The sequence below is a fragment of the Stieleria neptunia genome (genome assembly GCF_007754155.1).
Classification (GTDB): domain Bacteria; phylum Planctomycetota; class Planctomycetia; order Pirellulales; family Pirellulaceae; genus Stieleria; species Stieleria neptunia.
In genome coordinates, this window is sequence record NZ_CP037423.1 from 5,982,917 (window position 1) to 5,999,222 (window position 16,306).

The 16,306-nt window shown below is 55.8% G+C and carries 11 protein-coding genes; 3 read left to right on the forward strand and 8 right to left on the reverse strand.

Annotated elements, in window-relative coordinates; all coding sequences use genetic code 11:
- The first annotated feature begins 7 nt into the window (after nucleotides 1-7).
- The 3 genes from Enr13x_RS20880 to Enr13x_RS20890 are packed head-to-tail and all read left to right on the forward strand — an operon-like array spanning nucleotide 8 to nucleotide 4,289.
- Nucleotides 8-3,463 carry an efflux RND transporter permease subunit gene (locus Enr13x_RS20880; protein WP_145388850.1) on the forward strand — a complete coding sequence of 1,152 codons (3,456 nt, stop codon included), beginning with the start codon at nucleotides 8-10 and terminating at the stop codon, nucleotides 3,461-3,463.
- A gap of 55 nt (nucleotides 3,464-3,518) precedes the next feature.
- The gene (locus Enr13x_RS20885; protein WP_145388851.1) at nucleotides 3,519-4,052 is read left to right on the forward strand and encodes a hypothetical protein; all 534 of its coding nucleotides are present in this window, start codon (nucleotides 3,519-3,521) and stop codon (nucleotides 4,050-4,052) included.
- A gap of 30 nt (nucleotides 4,053-4,082) precedes the next feature.
- A complete protein-coding gene (locus Enr13x_RS20890) occupies nucleotides 4,083-4,289 on the forward strand; it encodes a hypothetical protein (RefSeq protein WP_145388852.1) in 207 nt (68 codons plus the stop codon).
- Here the strand turns inward: Enr13x_RS20890 and Enr13x_RS20895 are convergent.
- From Enr13x_RS20895 to Enr13x_RS20930, 8 genes are all read right to left on the reverse strand, one after another.
- Nucleotides 4,270-4,743, reverse strand: a complete 474-nt coding sequence (locus Enr13x_RS20895) for a DUF305 domain-containing protein (RefSeq protein ID WP_145388853.1) — start codon at nucleotides 4,741-4,743, stop codon at nucleotides 4,270-4,272. The two genes, Enr13x_RS20890 and Enr13x_RS20895, sit on opposite strands and share 20 nt — an antisense overlap.
- A gap of 234 nt (nucleotides 4,744-4,977) precedes the next feature.
- Nucleotides 4,978-7,395: a heavy metal translocating P-type ATPase gene (locus Enr13x_RS20900; RefSeq protein ID WP_145388854.1), complete on the reverse strand. Its 2,418-nt coding sequence runs from the start codon at nucleotides 7,393-7,395 to the stop codon at nucleotides 4,978-4,980.
- Between the two features lie 160 nt (nucleotides 7,396-7,555).
- Entirely contained in the window at nucleotides 7,556-8,629 is a 1,074-nt protein-coding gene (locus Enr13x_RS20905) for a GNAT family N-acetyltransferase (RefSeq protein WP_197455255.1), read from the reverse strand.
- A 326-nt stretch (nucleotides 8,630-8,955) separates the two neighbouring features.
- A complete protein-coding gene (locus tag Enr13x_RS20910; protein ID WP_145388856.1) occupies nucleotides 8,956-9,429 on the reverse strand; it encodes a hypothetical protein in 474 nt (157 codons plus the stop codon).
- Nucleotides 9,430-9,775: 346 nt separating this feature from the next.
- Nucleotides 9,776-11,002, reverse strand: coding sequence for a DUF1501 domain-containing protein (locus Enr13x_RS20915; RefSeq protein WP_145388857.1), 1,227 nt, complete (start codon nucleotides 11,000-11,002; stop codon nucleotides 9,776-9,778).
- A gap of 29 nt (nucleotides 11,003-11,031) precedes the next feature.
- Nucleotides 11,032-12,387: a DUF1800 domain-containing protein gene (locus Enr13x_RS20920; RefSeq protein WP_145388858.1), complete on the reverse strand. Its 1,356-nt coding sequence runs from the start codon at nucleotides 12,385-12,387 to the stop codon at nucleotides 11,032-11,034.
- Nucleotides 12,388-12,507: 120 nt separating this feature from the next.
- Nucleotides 12,508-15,873: a M56 family metallopeptidase gene (locus Enr13x_RS20925; RefSeq protein WP_145388859.1), complete on the reverse strand. Its 3,366-nt coding sequence runs from the start codon at nucleotides 15,871-15,873 to the stop codon at nucleotides 12,508-12,510.
- The gene (locus tag Enr13x_RS20930; RefSeq protein WP_145388860.1) at nucleotides 15,870-16,304 is read right to left on the reverse strand and encodes a BlaI/MecI/CopY family transcriptional regulator; all 435 of its coding nucleotides are present in this window, start codon (nucleotides 16,302-16,304) and stop codon (nucleotides 15,870-15,872) included. Before Enr13x_RS20930 ends, Enr13x_RS20925 begins: the two co-directional genes overlap by 4 nt.
- Nucleotides 16,305-16,306 lie beyond the last annotated feature (2 nt).

Below are 16,306 nucleotides of genomic sequence, written 5' to 3' on the forward strand. Positions count from 1 at the left end.
GCTCAACATGCTCGACTCAATCATCAAATTCTCTTTGCGTTACCGCATGCTGGTCGTCGCGATCAGTTTGATCGTGCTGGTCTACGGTTCGTACCTTGCCACCCAAATGTCGATCGACGTCTTTCCAGACCTTGATCGGCCTCGCGTTGTCATCATCACCGAAGCACCCGGCCTGGCGACAGAGGAAGTTGAAACGCTGGTCACTCAGCCGATCGAGATCGCGTTGATGGGGGCCAACGGAGTGCAGGCCGTCCGCAGTCAGTCGACTTCCGGCTTGAACATCATCTTCATCGAATTCGATTGGTCGACCGAAATTCGCGCGGCTCGCCAGACCGTGCAAGAACGATTGACCACGCTCGAAGGGATCCTGCCCGCCGGAATTCGGCCGCAGATGACACCGCCGTCCTCAATCATGGGCCAGATCATCATCGCGGGGATCTATCGCCAAGACGGTCCCAATGGCGGAAAACTCGCTCAAGTTGGAACGACCAATCTGATGGCGGAAATGATCGAGGCCGACGGAAAGACGCCTCGCATCGACGTTTGGCGACCGGGCGATCGACACGATTTTGCGACTTGGGAGAAACTTGATCCGCAATTCGCCGACTGGTCGACGGCCGAAGAGCCAAACACCCCAACCGCGACGATTGCGATCGACGATCGAACCTATGAAGCAAACTTCTATTGCGACACAAAGCAACAACTCGAACTTCGTACGATCGCCGACTGGATCATCCGGCCTCGGCTCTTGAAGACAACAGGCGTCGCGGAAGTCTTCATGCAGGGCGGCGATCGAAAACAGTATCAGATTTTGATCAACCCCACCGCACTGTTGGAATACGACATTACGGTGCAAGACGTTGAGAAAGCGCTGCGGGAAAGCAACATCAACACGAGCGGCGGGTTCGCCGTCACAGGCGAGACGGAACGCCCGATTCGTGTGCTTGGGCGACTCGGGCCGCAATCGCGAGTCGTCATTGAAGACCTCAAAAAGGTGCCGGTCGGCAGCAATCCGAAACGCTCCGTGTTGCTCGAACAAGTCGCCCGAGTGACCGAGGGACCGCAGTTCAAGCGGGGCGACGGAAGTGTCAACGGTCGGCCTGGAATCGTGTTCACGACGGTCAAACAACCGCACGTCGATACACGGCAACTGACCGACGATGTTGCGGCGGCGTTCGCGGAAGTCGAAGCGTCGTTGCCAGCCGACATCATCGTCAATAGCGAATTGTTTCGACTGAAGAACTTCATTGACCGCGGGATCTTTAACGTTGCAGAAGCCCTCGTGATCGGTGCTGTGCTGGTCATCATCGTGTTGTTCCTGTTCCTGCTGAATTTCCGTACGACGTTCATCACGCTAACCGCCATTCCGCTGTCGCTTGTGTTGACAACACTCGTTTTCCGATTGGTCGGGATCCTTAGCGGCAGTGAACTGTCGATCAACGTCATGACGCTTGGCGGTATCGCCGTTGCCATGGGCGAATTGGTCGATGATGCGATTGTAGACGTTGAGAACATTTTTCGGCGTTTGAAGCAAAACAACTCGCTGCCAATCGAAGAACAAAAGCCGTCGATCGTCATTGTCTTTGAAGCGAGTAAAGAGATTCGCAGTTCGATCGTTTTCGGCACCGCCGTTGTCATTCTTTCGTTCCTGCCACTGTTCGCGCTCTCGGGAGTGGAAGGCCGTTTGTTTACGCCGCTTGGCCTTGCGTACATCGTTTCAATTCTCGCATCGTTCGTCGTGTCGATGACAGTCACGCCGGTGCTTTCGTACTACTTGCTTCCAAAGTCAGGTGCGACTCACCACCAGGGCGACGGGTTCTTGCTGCACGGGCTGAAGAAGCTCGTCACGCCGCTGATACGACTTAGCATGTCAATGCCTCGCACGCTGCTGATCCTGACTTGGATCGCCGTCGCGCTGGCGGCTTGGCAAATGTCCCAGTTGGGCAGAAACTTCTTGCCGCCCTTCGACGAAGGCAGCATCCAAGTGAACGTGACGCTGCCGCCGGGTTCGTCACTGGATGCGTCGAACAAGGTGTCGCGTGCTATCGACGCGGTCTTTCAGTCAATGCAGAAGACAGACGAAACGCCCAACGGAGAAATTCTGTATTTTGTTCGCCGGACCGGTCGGGCCGAGATGGATGAACATGCATCGCCGGTGAACTTTGGCGAATACATCCTCAGCATGAATCCGGACTCCGGCACGAATCGCGAGGACATCCTTGCCGATTTGCTGGAGAAGATCAGCGACGAAGCGCCGGGTGTTGACATTGAAGTCGAACAACCGCTTGCCCACTTGATCAGCCACATGGTTTCGGGCGTCTACGCTCAAATTGCGATCAAAATTCACGGCGATGATCTCGACACGCTTGGTCGTGTAGCAGAGCAAGTCAAAAACACGATCCAGGATATCCCTGGCATCACGCCTCCGATCGTCGAGCCGATTCGCGAAACGGCCGAGTTGCACATCGAGTTGCGCGCAGACGACTTGGCTCTGCACGGCCTGACTCGAGAGTACGTTGCCAACGTGTTGCAAACGGCTTTGCAAGGCGAGGTGGTCTCACAAGTACTCGAAGGCCAACGTCGTTTCGATCTACTCGTTCGCTTGGAAGAGGAGTATCGGACCGACTATGCCAATCTCGGGCGTCTTCGTATCGACTTGCCGCATCAAGCCGACGAAACCGAACGCGGGCAGATTGAACTGCGAGAGGTCGCAGACATCGGTGAAGGCACGGGGCCAAACTCCGTCAATCGGGAAAACGCCCGCCGACGGATCGTGATCCGCTGCAATACGCAGGGCCGTGATCTTGCCAGTGCGGTGGGGGAAATCAAACAACGAGTCGACGATGAAGTGCAAATGCCGATCGGCTATTTCATCGAGTATGGCGGGCAGTTTGAAAGCCAGCAGCGTGCGACTCAGCTGATCATCGTTCTGGCCGGCATCTCCATCGTTGGAATGTTTGTGGTGCTGATGCTGCTGTTTCCATCGGTGCGTATCGTCCTGCAAGTTCTCAATGCCTTGCCGACCGCGTTCATCGGCGGTGTGCTGGCGTTGGTCATCACGCAGCAAAGTCTAACGGTCGCAAGCTTGGTTGGCTTCATTTCGCTCGGTGGGATCGCGGTTCGCAATGGGATTCTTCTGGTAACGCATTACTTCCACTTGATGAAAGAGGAAGGTCAAGACTTTTCGCAAGCGATGATCGTTCGCGGAAGCCTTGAACGACTCGCACCTGTGTTGATGACGGCGCTTACCGCGGGCATTGGACTGATTCCATTGGTTTTGGGTGGCCAAGAACCTGGACGTGAAATTCTTTACCCGGTGGCAACGGTCATCCTTGGTGGATTGACCACGTCAACCTTTTGCGAATTCCTGATTCACCCAGGACTGTTTTGGAAGTTCAGCGGCCGAGACGCCGCGCGGCTTGCCGAGCAAAAAACAGAGGAGGACGAACTGGCAATGATTTAGCTCACACAACCGACTGCTACGAAAAAAATTCATTCTCTATTTTAGGAACCATTCCATGAACATTCAAAACTTCTTCGCTTCGCTGCTCACCGCCGCTTGCCTTCTGGGCTTCGTCGGTTGCAAGCACGAAACCGCGTCCACGACACCGGCACCAAATGTCGGGGCAGACGAACATGCCCATGATGACGTCGAAGGCGACGAAAGGGATCACAGTGTTGCCGGCCATGGCCACGGAACTGGCCCTCACGGCGGCACAATCGCCGACTGGGGTGGCGGAAAGTACCACGTCGAATTCACCGTCGATCACGACAAGACTCAAGCAACCGCCTATGTCCTGGGAGGCGATGAAAAGACGTCCGCCCCAATTGATGCCGATACCATTGAGCTGAACATCGTCGATCCCGAAATGACGGTGACTCTGGATGCGTCACCTGAAGATAGCGATCCCGACGGCAAAGCGTCACGGTTCATCGGCACGCATGAAAAGCTTGGCGTCGTCCAAGAGTACGAAGGCAGCATGACGGGGGTGATTGGTGGCACGCCGTATACAGGCGACTTCAAGGAAGAAGCTCACAGCGACCACGAGTAGGCCGCACGCTTTCATCAAGGACCGATCAAGGTGTGGTTGATTGTCAAAGCGTTGATTTCGGCTGCGGTGATTGTTGCCGTGGCCGAGTTGTCGTCTCGGATGCCTCGTTTCGGTGCGTTGGTGCTGACACTACTCATCATCAGCATGCTCGCGTTCATCATGAGTTGGAACAAAGACCACGACATGATCGCGATCAGCAAACTCGCTCGCGAGGCGTTTATCTCGACGCAACAGTAGAAGAGTTTTCCTCTTCCAAATCCGCAATCAGCTTCTTCATCTCTGCGATCTCCTTCCTTTGGGCTTCGATGATTTGGTCGGCCAGTTCGCGGACTCGTGGGTCGCTGATTTCGGCTCGTTCGCTGGTCAGGATCGCGATCGAGTGGTGTGGGATCATCGCCTTCATCCACGAGACATCTTCGACGGTCTCTTGGCTGCGTACGAGGTACAGCGACCCGGCGAAGACGGCGACGCTGGTAGCGAAAATGGCCGCGTTGGTCTTCGTACTCTTGTACATGCCGAGCATGAACGACAACATAATCACCGCCATCGTCGCTCCCATCACGAGTGCCATGTAAAAGCGAGTCTCGCTCCAGTAAACGTGGTCGATCGCGTAGGTGTTCAGATACATCAACAACAGCATGACGGTGGTCGACGTTGCGATCATTGCTCCAAAGAGTCGGTAGTTGGACATGTCCTTTTCCTTAGTGGGTTTGTGATTCGAGTGCCCAAAGAATCTGCAAATACGGTGCCGAGGTATCCGAAGGTCAGGAGAAGGCTCAAATTCCAACGCGAAGGCCCGATGGTCTGTGTGATGCGCGACCGAATTGGTCGGTCATCGCCATGGCACGCCGAATGCCAATGCCGATAGTTGTTAGATGGGGATTGATCGGCTTTCCTTAGAAGCGAAATCCTGCTTTGCCACGGATTACGTGAGTTTAGCGGCACGCAATCGCAACGCATTTGCAATCACGGATACACTGCTAAAACTCATCGCTGCCGCTGCAATCATGGGGCTCAGCAGCACGCCGAAGATTGGATACAGCAACCCAGCCGCGACCGGAATTCCCAGTGCGTTGTAGATGAAAGCGAAGAACAGATTTTGACGAATGTTGCTCATCGTTTTGCGACTCAAGTTCGCCGCCGCCGCCACCCCGCGCAGATCGCCACCGACGAGCGTGACGCCGGCGGACTCAATCGCAACGCCCGTCCCCGTGCCCATGGCGATGCCAACATTCGCTTCGGCGAGTGCAGGAGCGTCGTTGATTCCATCGCCACACATCGCAACTGTTTTGCCTTTCTCCGTCAGCTTGCGGACGAAGTCATGCTTTTCCTCGGGCGAAAACCCGGCATGAAACTCGTCGATGCCCAGTTTCGATGCGACGGCTTTCGCGGTCGGTTCGGCATCGCCGGTCAACATCACGACTTTCAATGCCAGTTCATGCAAGGTCTTAAGTGCTGCAGGAGTGCTTTGCTTGATTGGGTCCGTGATGGCCAGGATTGCCGCCAACTTGCCGTCGATCGCCACAAACACAACCGTCGCCCCCTCGGCCTGATGCGATCCCGCTTTGTCCCGACCCGCATCGACGCCCTCGATGCCTTGTTCGACCAAAAGGTCAGCCTTGCCGATCAACACATCATGATCATCGACGCGGGCGCGAACGCCACCACCGGTGATACTGTTGAACTCTTCTGCCTCCACAAGCTGCAACTCATCCGCCTTCGCTCGGCGAACGACCGCCTGAGCCAACGGATGCTCGCTCTGGGCTTCGACCGCAGCAGCCAACGTCAACACATCATTCTCATTCCAGCCACCAAACGTTTCGACCCCCGTCACTTCCGGTCGTCCCTGCGTCAGCGTGCCCGTCTTGTCGACAACAATCGTGTCAACCTTCTCCATGACTTCAAGGACTTCCGCGTTCTTAATCAAGACGCCTTCCTTGGCACCGCGGCCAACACCCACCATCACCGACATGGGCGTCGCCAGCCCTAGCGCGCATGGACAAGCAATGATCAACACCGCAACGGCCGCTACGAACGCATGAGCGAGTTGCGGTTCAGGACCAAACACGGCCCAGCCGATGAACGCGAGAATCGAACAAGCGATTACCGCCGGCACGAAGTAACGAGCGACCACATCGACAAGCTTCTGAATCGGCGCGCGACTTCGTTGAGCGTCGGCAACCATTTGCACGATCCGGTTCAGAACGGTGTCGCCGCCAACACCGACGGCCTCCATCACGAGCGCACCGGTCTGGTTCAAGGTCCCGCCCGTGATCTCGTCGCCTTCCACTTTCTTCACCGGCATCGGCTCGCCCGTCAGCATCGACTCGTCAACGCTGCTCGACCCACTCAATACTTTTCCATCGACCGGAACTTTTTCGCCAGGACGAACGCGCAGCCGATCGCCTTGGCGGACTGAATCGAGCGAGACGTCTTCCTCGCCATCGTCTGTCATTCGGTGCGCCGTGTCGGGAGCAAGCTTCATGAGTTCGCGAATCGCTCCGCCCGTCTGTTGTCGTGCTCGCAGTTCCAATACTTGTCCAAGCAACACCAGCGTGATGATCACCGCCGCGGCTTCAAAATAGAGTGGCGGGACACCGTTTTCGAAAAAGGCTTCCGGGATCACACCAGGAAGCAACACGACGACGAAACTGAACAGATACGCCGCCAACGTGCCCACCGCGATCAACGAGAACATGTTCAAGTTCATCGTGCGAAATGACTTGGCTCCACGAACCAACAAGGGCCATCCGCACCAGAACACAACCGGTGTCGCCAACGCCAACTGCACCCAGCCAAAGACGGTTTGGCTCATCCAATCCGCGACCCGCAAACCCACCATCGGCCCCATCGCGATCACGAGCAATGGCACCGACAACGCAACGCCAACGCAAAAGCGACGTTTCATGTCGGCGTATTGTTGATCTTCACCCTCGTCATCCAACGCGACGACCTTCGGCTCCAAGTCCATTCCACAAATCGGGCAATCGCCGGGGCCAACTTGCTCGATCTCCGGGTGCATTGGACAAGTAAAAAGAGTCTGGGAGTCGGGAGAGGGGGAGTCGGGAAGACGTTGCGTCGATGATGGTTTTCGCTTCGCCTTGGTCGCTGATCCGCCACAGCACGAATGCTCCATCTTCCCATCTCCCGGACTCCCACTCTCCCCATCTTTGTCTGCAAGCACGCCCGCCGGGTCGTGCTCGAACTTCGTCAAGCACCGATCGCTGCAAAACACGTACTTCTCGCCTTCAAACTCGGCCGATCGTGGGCTATCCGCGGGGACGGTCATTCCGCAAACCGGATCGATCTGCTTCTCCCTCGCTCTATCTTCGGTGTGGTCCATGATCTCTCCTGGCTGCCAATTGGTCGTTGCTCAATCTACCCCTCAGTGGTATGCAAGTCGCATACCGCTCAGGCAATGGCAACGGGGCCGAATTCGCAAGATTCCAAAGGACAAGCGAATGGGTACCGCAACCCCCAAAGCAATCGCAGCCACGAAGCATTCAAGGCAGCGTTTCATTGTTGGCATCCTTAAACGGATTTCGCTCTGGCGGTTCGTCGTGATTGACGTTCTTCAGTAATTGGTGAACGACAAAATTGAGGAGAGGAACACGATGCCTGACCCAAACGTGAACGGTCTCGGGTTTGCAACCCAAACGACTCTTGGCCTCCAACGCCGTTCGTCCAAACGAAATGCGTTTGCATCGCCAACGAATGGCTTGTTCGATCACGGCCAACAGCAATGCGTGATAGACGGGCAATCGTGCGTTTGCTTCGTAGTCCATGCCCAAGTAGAAACCGATTGCTGTTTCGCCGTCACGAATGACAGTCACGTATCCGATCAACAATCCATTTTCACGGATCCCAATCGTCTCGAAATCATCATCCAACGATTCGGCGATTCGTGGAAGCGTCGTGATGTTCAATTCAAACAGGCAGACATCTGCCTTCGCTGCCACCGCCTTGTACAATTCCAAGATTCGGTCTGATTCGTCTCTTAGGTTTTCAATCGGCGATACTGAAAGAGTGTCGCAATCGAACGGCTTTTTGACTTTCCTCGCTGCAGCGCGGTAACGCTTTGTCAAACTACCCAGATAGTCGTCCATCGACTGCCACTGTGGATGAAGCGAAAGAACCATGTTCGGCTCGGTCTCCATCGATCGGTAGCGAAACGGTTCCAATGCCGACGCATCCAACGGGTCCGATTCGAGTAGGTCTTTGACGATCACATAGTCGACCTGGCCATGGAGTCGATTGGCGCGTCGGATTCGATACAGACATTCGGCGATGCCCTGCCAAACGCGTTGATGATCCTGGCCCGCCGCGATTGCCACGCCATGTGGCCCCCATGTATGAACATTGCCACAAATCATGATCCGGCGTTTTAGCAATGACAGTGACTTCCGTTTCCATTGCTCGGGCAGATTCTGCGGTAACGCTGAATTTCCACCAATCAGTTGAGTTCCGACAACATCGAATGTTTGAGTCGCGATTGCGGCCACCGGTTCTTCCTTGTCGTAGACGATGGCGAAGTCGCGAACAATCGCTTCAAAGAACTCATCCTGAGCGGAACTCAAGTACCGGCGACTCAAGAACACAGATGACTCCGCAGTCACATTGTCCCAGTGATCCGCATTCAGGAACTCGATCCTGCCAGCGATGGCGAATTGGAAGCCAGAAGCTTTCCTTGTGACGGAATCTTGAATCTCATGAGTCATGACGGGTACCGCCGAAAGAGTGTTTGAAGTGCAGAGCGGCAACTGCCAGTCGATCGCCGAGACTGCAAGCACCACCTGCGCCCTAGCGGCTTGGATATCCCTTCCCAGGCCTGCGTCCCGCTGGGCCTGAGTCGAATCGAGTGGACTGCAGGGAAAGTCCGCGTGAAACAAAGAGCGAGTTGCAGCTATTCGCGTTTTCTAATCGTGGCCTGTGGCGGTAGCTTGCTAATCAACGCAATGTGTGCGTCCAGCCGTTGCAATCGTGCTTGTGTCAGCTCCTCCTCGGAGCACGCGCCGTTCTTGAAACAAGATACGCGGTACTTCTCCAGCCGTTGACGATTCTTGAAGATCGCCCGCAGTGCTTTGATCTCGTCGCGTTCTGCATGAAACGGCGAAGCTTGGGCGACCAGATAGTCACGCTCTGCATCCAAAAATGAGTCGAGGGACAAGTTGCCAAGATCGAAGAGCTTCTTCATCGCGTCCATGCGATTCTTGAGGATGATGGTTTTCTCTTCTTGGAGTTCCTGAAGAAACTCTTTGACCGTTTGCGTTGCGCCTTCATCTCCAACATCGCCAGTTTTTTGTGGTGGCGGTTCAGCGTGAATTGCGATCGTCGTAACCGATAACACGACGAAAATTGCCAGGCGAAGAAGTGTCATGATCTGGTCTCTTGCAGCAGTGTAGTAGTGAATTGGCCGACAATTAAATTCGATGAACAACTCGGGGCATCCGCTTCGAGATTAGGTGTAAAGTTTTGTCGGACTTGGCCTTCCCGCGACTCGACGCAATGCGATCCTCTTCAATAGCTTGAACGTCAATCTTCTCAGGTTTATATCGAAGAGCATACAGAAACGCAAATTTCGTAGCAGAACTCGGCAAGTCTGGGTATCTAGCAACAGTCCGGGGCATTCGGAACATCGTGAGGTTGGGGAATCAGCGATCGCGTTGCTCGATCAAATGCGGCTTCTTTGGCTTTCGCATTGGCATTCCCATCGGGCCAGACGGCTAAGCGTCAAACAGGCTGATAGGCAAAGATTGTCGTGGCACAGGCAATTTCAGTGCGGTGCCCAACCACTTTTGTGCGACTTCCTGGTACATGTTGCGAAAGTCGGTGGTCATTTGCAGGTCACCGTCGACGAGGTCGGACAGTTTGGGTGTTGATCCGATCAACCCGGATCGGACTTGGCTGCCGGCAAGGAAGACGGGGCCGGCGGTTCCGTGGTCGGTTCCTTCGGAACCATTCTCGGTGACCCTCCGGCCGAATTCGCTAAAGCCCATCACGCAGATTCGATCGGAGATTCCTGCAGCCTCCACGTCGTCCATGAACGCTTTGACCGCATCGGAAAATTCTCTGAGCAAACGCGCGTGCGACGGCAATTGAGCCGCGTGGGTGTCGTAGCCGCTGTGGATCGCGTAGTAGATGGGCGTTTGAAAACCGCTTTTGACCATGGTTGAAATGGTCTGCATGCGCTGCCCGAGCCTTGTGGACGGGAACTTGGCACTGCCATCGATTCTATCCTCGATGTTTTGCTCCAATACACTCGCCGTGGTGATCGCGTTTTGCATCGTCTGATCGACGAACCGGGCAAGCGAGGAGTTAGGCGTCTGGTCGTTTTGAATTGTCGGTTGTGCGACGGCGGGTCGACGAAGTCGCAAGTCGCTTAGGCTAGACAGTGTCACGGCGGTCGAGCGACGACTTTGGATGGCCAGTGGTGGGGATTCGTCGCCGACCAATATCATGTCGGGATCTTTTGCTCCACCCCCGATGACGGCTTCGCGGGTTGTGTCCATCGCCTTGCCAAGCCACCCGTGGGATCGCAGCGTCTCTTCGCCGCCGACCTGGGCCGAGTGCCAGATCGCCATGCTCGTGTCGTGCGAACGACTCGGGTTCGGATAGCCGACACCTTGTACGATTCCAAGCTTACCTTGTTCAAGCAGATCCGCCGCAGAACGCATCGACGGGTGAAATCCCACCGACTCGTCAATCTTGAGTAGCCGATCCGTCGACAATCGCAGTTTCTTGCGGTGCTTTGCGTAACCTTCGTCGGCATAGGGGACGATCGTGTTGATTCCGTCATTGCCGCCGCTCATCTGGATCACGACCAAGATCTTGCCGTTTTGTCCCGGCAGAGAACGGTCGTCGGCCACCACTGCCCGGCTGACCAGCGAGGTCATTGCTCCCAACACTACGGTGGAACTCTGGTCAAGAAAGCGTCGTCGATTCGTTTTCATCGTTTGTTCCCGTGTCTTCGTGGATTCAACTAACCGAGTTGCGACGCCGGTCGCCGAAGGATCGCTTCAATGTCGCCGGGTGCATTCTCGTGACCTAGAAGCAACGTGCTCGCGAGCTTGGATTGATCAGCCGGTGTCGAACAACCCTGTTTGATCGCCAGCGCCTCGATGTCCGGTGGATGGTTCGGGCGATGCAACTCGCCCCGACACAACGCGGACACATAGTTGGCGCGGCCGATCATCGTTCGGGTCGTTAGCCACGACCGACCGCCGGGCCATCCGAATACATTGGGTGGATAGAACAAATCTTGGCCGAGTTTGGACGCCCATTCTGCGAGCAACAAGGTGCTCGGCGGCGGATCGAGCATTTCCAAGGCTCGTAGAGGTCCGATCATGAACTGAATCGGATCATGCACACGATTGCCAATGTTGGTATCCGAAAAGAACGTTTCGCTGCGGAGAATGGTTTCAACAGCCCAGCCAATATCCAGGTCGTGGTCGCGAAGACCGCCGGCAAGTTCGTCGAGCGCGTCATCGGTGATGACAGCTTCGCCAAAAAACGCTTCGCACAAACGCATCGCGATTCGACGGGCAAGCGGTTCCTGCTTCAGCAGAATGTCCAGAACGTCGTCACCGTCAAAACTCCCCTGCTCACCGAGTATTTGTTTGGTTCCACCATCGTGGTAAGCCATCACGTGCTCGAAATCGCCGCCGCGGACCGTCCAGCCGGTGAGTGCTCGGGCGACTTCTTTCACATCGGTTTCGCTGTAGTGTCCGACCCCCAGCGTGAACAGTTCCATCAACTCGCGAGCGAGGTTCTCGTTCGGTTTGCCTTTTCGATTGGCGTTTGCATCCAGCCAGACCATCATCGCCGCATCCTTGATGACCGCTCGCAACAGATCGCCGAACTTTCCCAACGCATGTTGTCGCATCAAGTCGTTTTGGCGTTTCATCATCGCGACATTGGCGACCTTCAAGTTGCTGGTGGCAAAGTGATTGTGCCACATCAGCGTCATGCGTTCGGTCAGCGGATCACCGCAATATAGCATTCGATAGAACCACCACGCCTTCAGCCGATTGATGTCACCGGAACTGACCGCAGCGTCACCGATCAGTTGCTGAAGTGAATCAAAATCCGTAGCGGAATTCGTCAAGGCTTTCGGTTCGCCTCCGATTCCAGCATCGCCGAAACTCTTGGTGAGATTCGCAACGGTCAGGATTCGGCTGACCGCATCTTGTGGACCGGCGTCGATGTCTCGTTGCAACTCACCCCAATTCGCACCGAATCCGGCTCGTCGGTGAAGGTGATGAACAAGGCGCAAATCCCACGGACGAGACTCAGTCGGCTCATAAGGCTTCCACTCGGCTAGGTTTGCGACTTTCACGGCTGCAATTCCTTCTCGCAATATTTTCCTGCCATTGCATCAGACTCAAAACGATATTTGTCTTTTTGCCGACACGCTCCAAGCTCAGAATTCGCGCCGGCTTCCGCGCGGATACCGCCCTCACAAACAACTCCATCCAATGCGCATCGGTACGTACATATAGCGAGAACGCTTCGATGAAGTGCGACCGAACTCGTCCAGGTCGATGACATCGCCGGGCTTGGTATCCGTCAGGTCAATCGTGAAGTCAACTTTCTTGCCGCTTCGATCGCGAGCCTTCATCTTATAGACATGACCTGCCATCAAACCCTTGATCTCAAATTCGCCATCGTTGTCGCTATGGCACCAATGAATCATGAAGTCCAATGGCGGAGCGTTTCCGCTTAGCAAGCACTCCCCGCAGGCAACAAAGTATCGCGCCGCGGGAAGACCGGTTTCGTTCTCAATCAAACGTCCGGTGACTCGCACGGACGGTTCGAGTTTGACAGCGATCTCCGGCGGTGCGGTGCCTTCAAGCCGATACTGTCCGACGAGCGTTTCGTCTTGGTTTTTAAAGAACAGTTGACGTGGCCCCTTGCCGTCATAGCCGTTGACCGTGAACTGATCAGTCAAGCGAACCTTGTCGTGATACTTTGGGCTCCAGTACTTGTCGCCCTCCGTTAACCCGAGGGCGTAAAGGTCCGAAACCGGTTTTCCATCGGGGCCGACGACGCGACCGGGAATGCGGACGCCACCATCGAGCGTCAGGTCAGTCGTCAATGAGATTGCGTCTTTCGCCGGATTGATCTGTTTTACCAGGTGCCAATTGGAGGCCTTGATGGGAAAAGGCGTTGTGGGAAGCGTGCCAACGGACTGATCATAGCCTTCGATCGTTTCGACGCCGGTTGCCAACGGATAACCCGGATCGAGCGACGTGACCAACAACACGCCGGGTCCGGGCAGACCGAGCAAACGATACCGGCCATCGCTGTCCGTCACGTAGCGCTGCTCAACCCGGACAGGATCTAACCTCAACTTGGGGTCCCATCCGGCTACATCGATCGCGTATGGGTTCTCACTCAACGCCATGTAGTCGATCGCCGCCGATCGTGGTTCGCCAGTTTCTATATCCGTGATACGCCCTTCGATGCAGACGCCCCGCTTGAGCTTGATTTCGATGCGTTTCGTCTTGCCATCCTCAAGACTCAGAGAAACTTCTTGCGGTGCGGGCAGGTAAGGCTCGGACTTTGGCGGAACGGCTTCAAGAATGTGGCCTTCCCCCGGCGGCATCCCGGTGATACGAAAGCGACCTTGCTCATCGGTCACCGCACGCATGTGGCGGGTGTCCAGCCGCAACTTTGCGTACTTGTGTCTGAATAGTCGCTCGACAGAGACCAATACGTCTGCGATAGGTTTGCCCGTGTCGTAGTCCGTGACAGTCCCTTCGATTGGAATCGATGGGGCGGCGAAATGGTTAAAGTCTCGTCCGACGAATAAGTCCTTCGTTCCGTCGGGTTTTTGATCCCTATATGGCAGGCTGACCATCTCCATCTCGCGACCGAGAACATGCACGGGGCGGGCTTCGATACGTTCGTCTTGAAAGACAAGCGTGGCTAGTTGATCATCGCCAATGCCGCGAATTTGAAACTCGCCGTTTTCGTCCGTCTTGATCGGAGGGAAGAGTTTTTGCAGCTCGGTTCTGGCAAGTCCGCCAGCGACGCCAGTTGAACTCATCGCGTCATACACGCCCTGCTTCCAAGCATTCTCCAGGGCGTTCATCAACTGCGGAACGTTTGGTTGACGAAGGCTTTCGACGAACACGGTCACGTTCGACAATCGGTTGCCTTCCAGATCGACCAGCCGTCCCTGTACCGGCTGCGACTCGGGTCGCAAGACAAGTGTTCTGCTGGCGAACCGTCCATCGCCAAACGCGTCATCGATTCTGGACTGCAGTAGACCTCTCTCCTGACTGGGAATCGGATCGTCCTGGAACACATCCAGTGGCAACCAATCCATCCCATGCCCATCAGACGTTGCAATAATTTGAACCCGAGCGAATCGAGGGCGGTTGCGGATTTCCAAAGCCGTTGTTGTGTCCAGTAAGCACTCAAACCGGCCCTGCTCATCCGTTGAACCCAACTCACGCAGCAACCCCTCCCGATTCTCCATATTCACTTCACTATTGAACTCGAACGATGTGACGGCCAACCAGATCTTCGCTCCGCCAATCGGGTCTCCACTCTGTTCGCGAACGATACCGCTGATCGCAAGCTCGTTTGAATCCGCTTCTGACTTGGCGGTCGATTCATCGATCTTGTTCTGTGCCGTTGCCATGGTGAGGGTGCCGAAGCAGATGGCTGCCAGCAAACCGACCGTTGAAACCAGTACAAATGCCCATCCGCGTTTGCTCAATAAAGTTTGCGTGTCGCGGTTCTCATCGAGTAGCCCCGCGACGCGTTGTTCCAATTTCCAACGTGATGCGAAGAAACCGACGCTTCCAGGGAGCGTTTCGGGCTGCTGGACGAGTTGAGCCAACGACAGCAGCGTGCGGCTGTAGAGGGGTGCATCGGTCGTCGCCAAGACGAAATTGTCGCAGACCTCTTCGCGGGCTTTGGCGAGTTCGCGGTTCAGCCTTCGCACCAGCGGGTGCGGCCAATAGATCGCTGCGACGAGGTTTTGCAACACAACGACAATCGGGTCTCGCCGGACGACGTGAGCGACTTCATGAATCAGGACATCGGTTAGATCAGTCGGACTCGACTCCGCAATCAGCTGTTTGGGAAGGACGACTGACCCGGCAAAGATTCCCGCGGCGAGCGGGCCGCTGACTTCATCGGACGCAAGCAAGCGCGGCATGCGTGCTTCCTTACAACCGGCCAACGCACATGCTTTTGTGAACGCTGCCACGTAATCAGGATCTGCGATGGTTTCTGCTCGGCGCAGAATCCCTGCGAGCCGGATCCAGCCTATCGCCATTCGCACCAGCAACAGCGTCGTGCCCGCCGCCCAAACGGCCGTGGCGATGGTCACGATGATCGCGAGCCACTGCATCGGTGAGCGAGACTCTTCGGACGTCCAAGCGGAGGGCTTCACCGGAACCTCGGCAGCCGTCATTGGCTTGCTTACGATGGGCCTATCAGCAAACTCTTCGACGTGGTTCGCGTCCGGGACCGGAGGCGTGATGAATGCATTGACTTGCTGTGATGGCAAGTGTTGCATCGACAAGTCGTTTGCCGTCATTGGCGGGTCGGTTACGGCAACCGCGGTTGCTGGAACGGATTCATTTGGCAAAGCGAGTGCCACCCAGCCACTTCCGTTGGATTGAATCAATGCCGAAACCGCGGGACTGCCCAATACCAATAACAGACCGCAACACAGAATCCAATACCGCAGGGCGGCTCGCTTGCGAAACAACATCGCGACGCACAACAAAACCGCTGCCAAAACCGTCGAGTGAATCAAGACGTTGACTCCCCACAGAACCAGTTGGTCAGAGAGTGTATTCATGATTGACCTCCGCGTTTTCGGCCCGGTTTGCGATTCACCTTCTTGGGCGAGTTCGTCTCCGCCGTGTCGATCATCTCACGAATCCGATCGGCTTCATCGGCCGACAGTCCGCGATATTCCATGAGCGCTGTGACCATTTCTTCCGGCGAACCGGCGAATAGCCGATCCACCATTTGAGCAACCTTTGCCCCGAGGGAAGCGGTGCGAGGTCGGTTGGCGGAGTACCAGAACGTTCGGCCTTCGGTCCGGTGCTTCAGCCAGCCACGTTCTTCGAGGCGAACGATCATCGTTTGGATCGTGTTGCGAGCGACCTCGCGCCGCTTGCCAAGCTCGTCTCGCACCTGTGTGACCGTGACTTCCTCCTGATCCCAAACCACCTCCATGATCTCCCGCTGCGCCTGCGTCAGCGGTGTCGTGTCCGGCTTCGCCATAT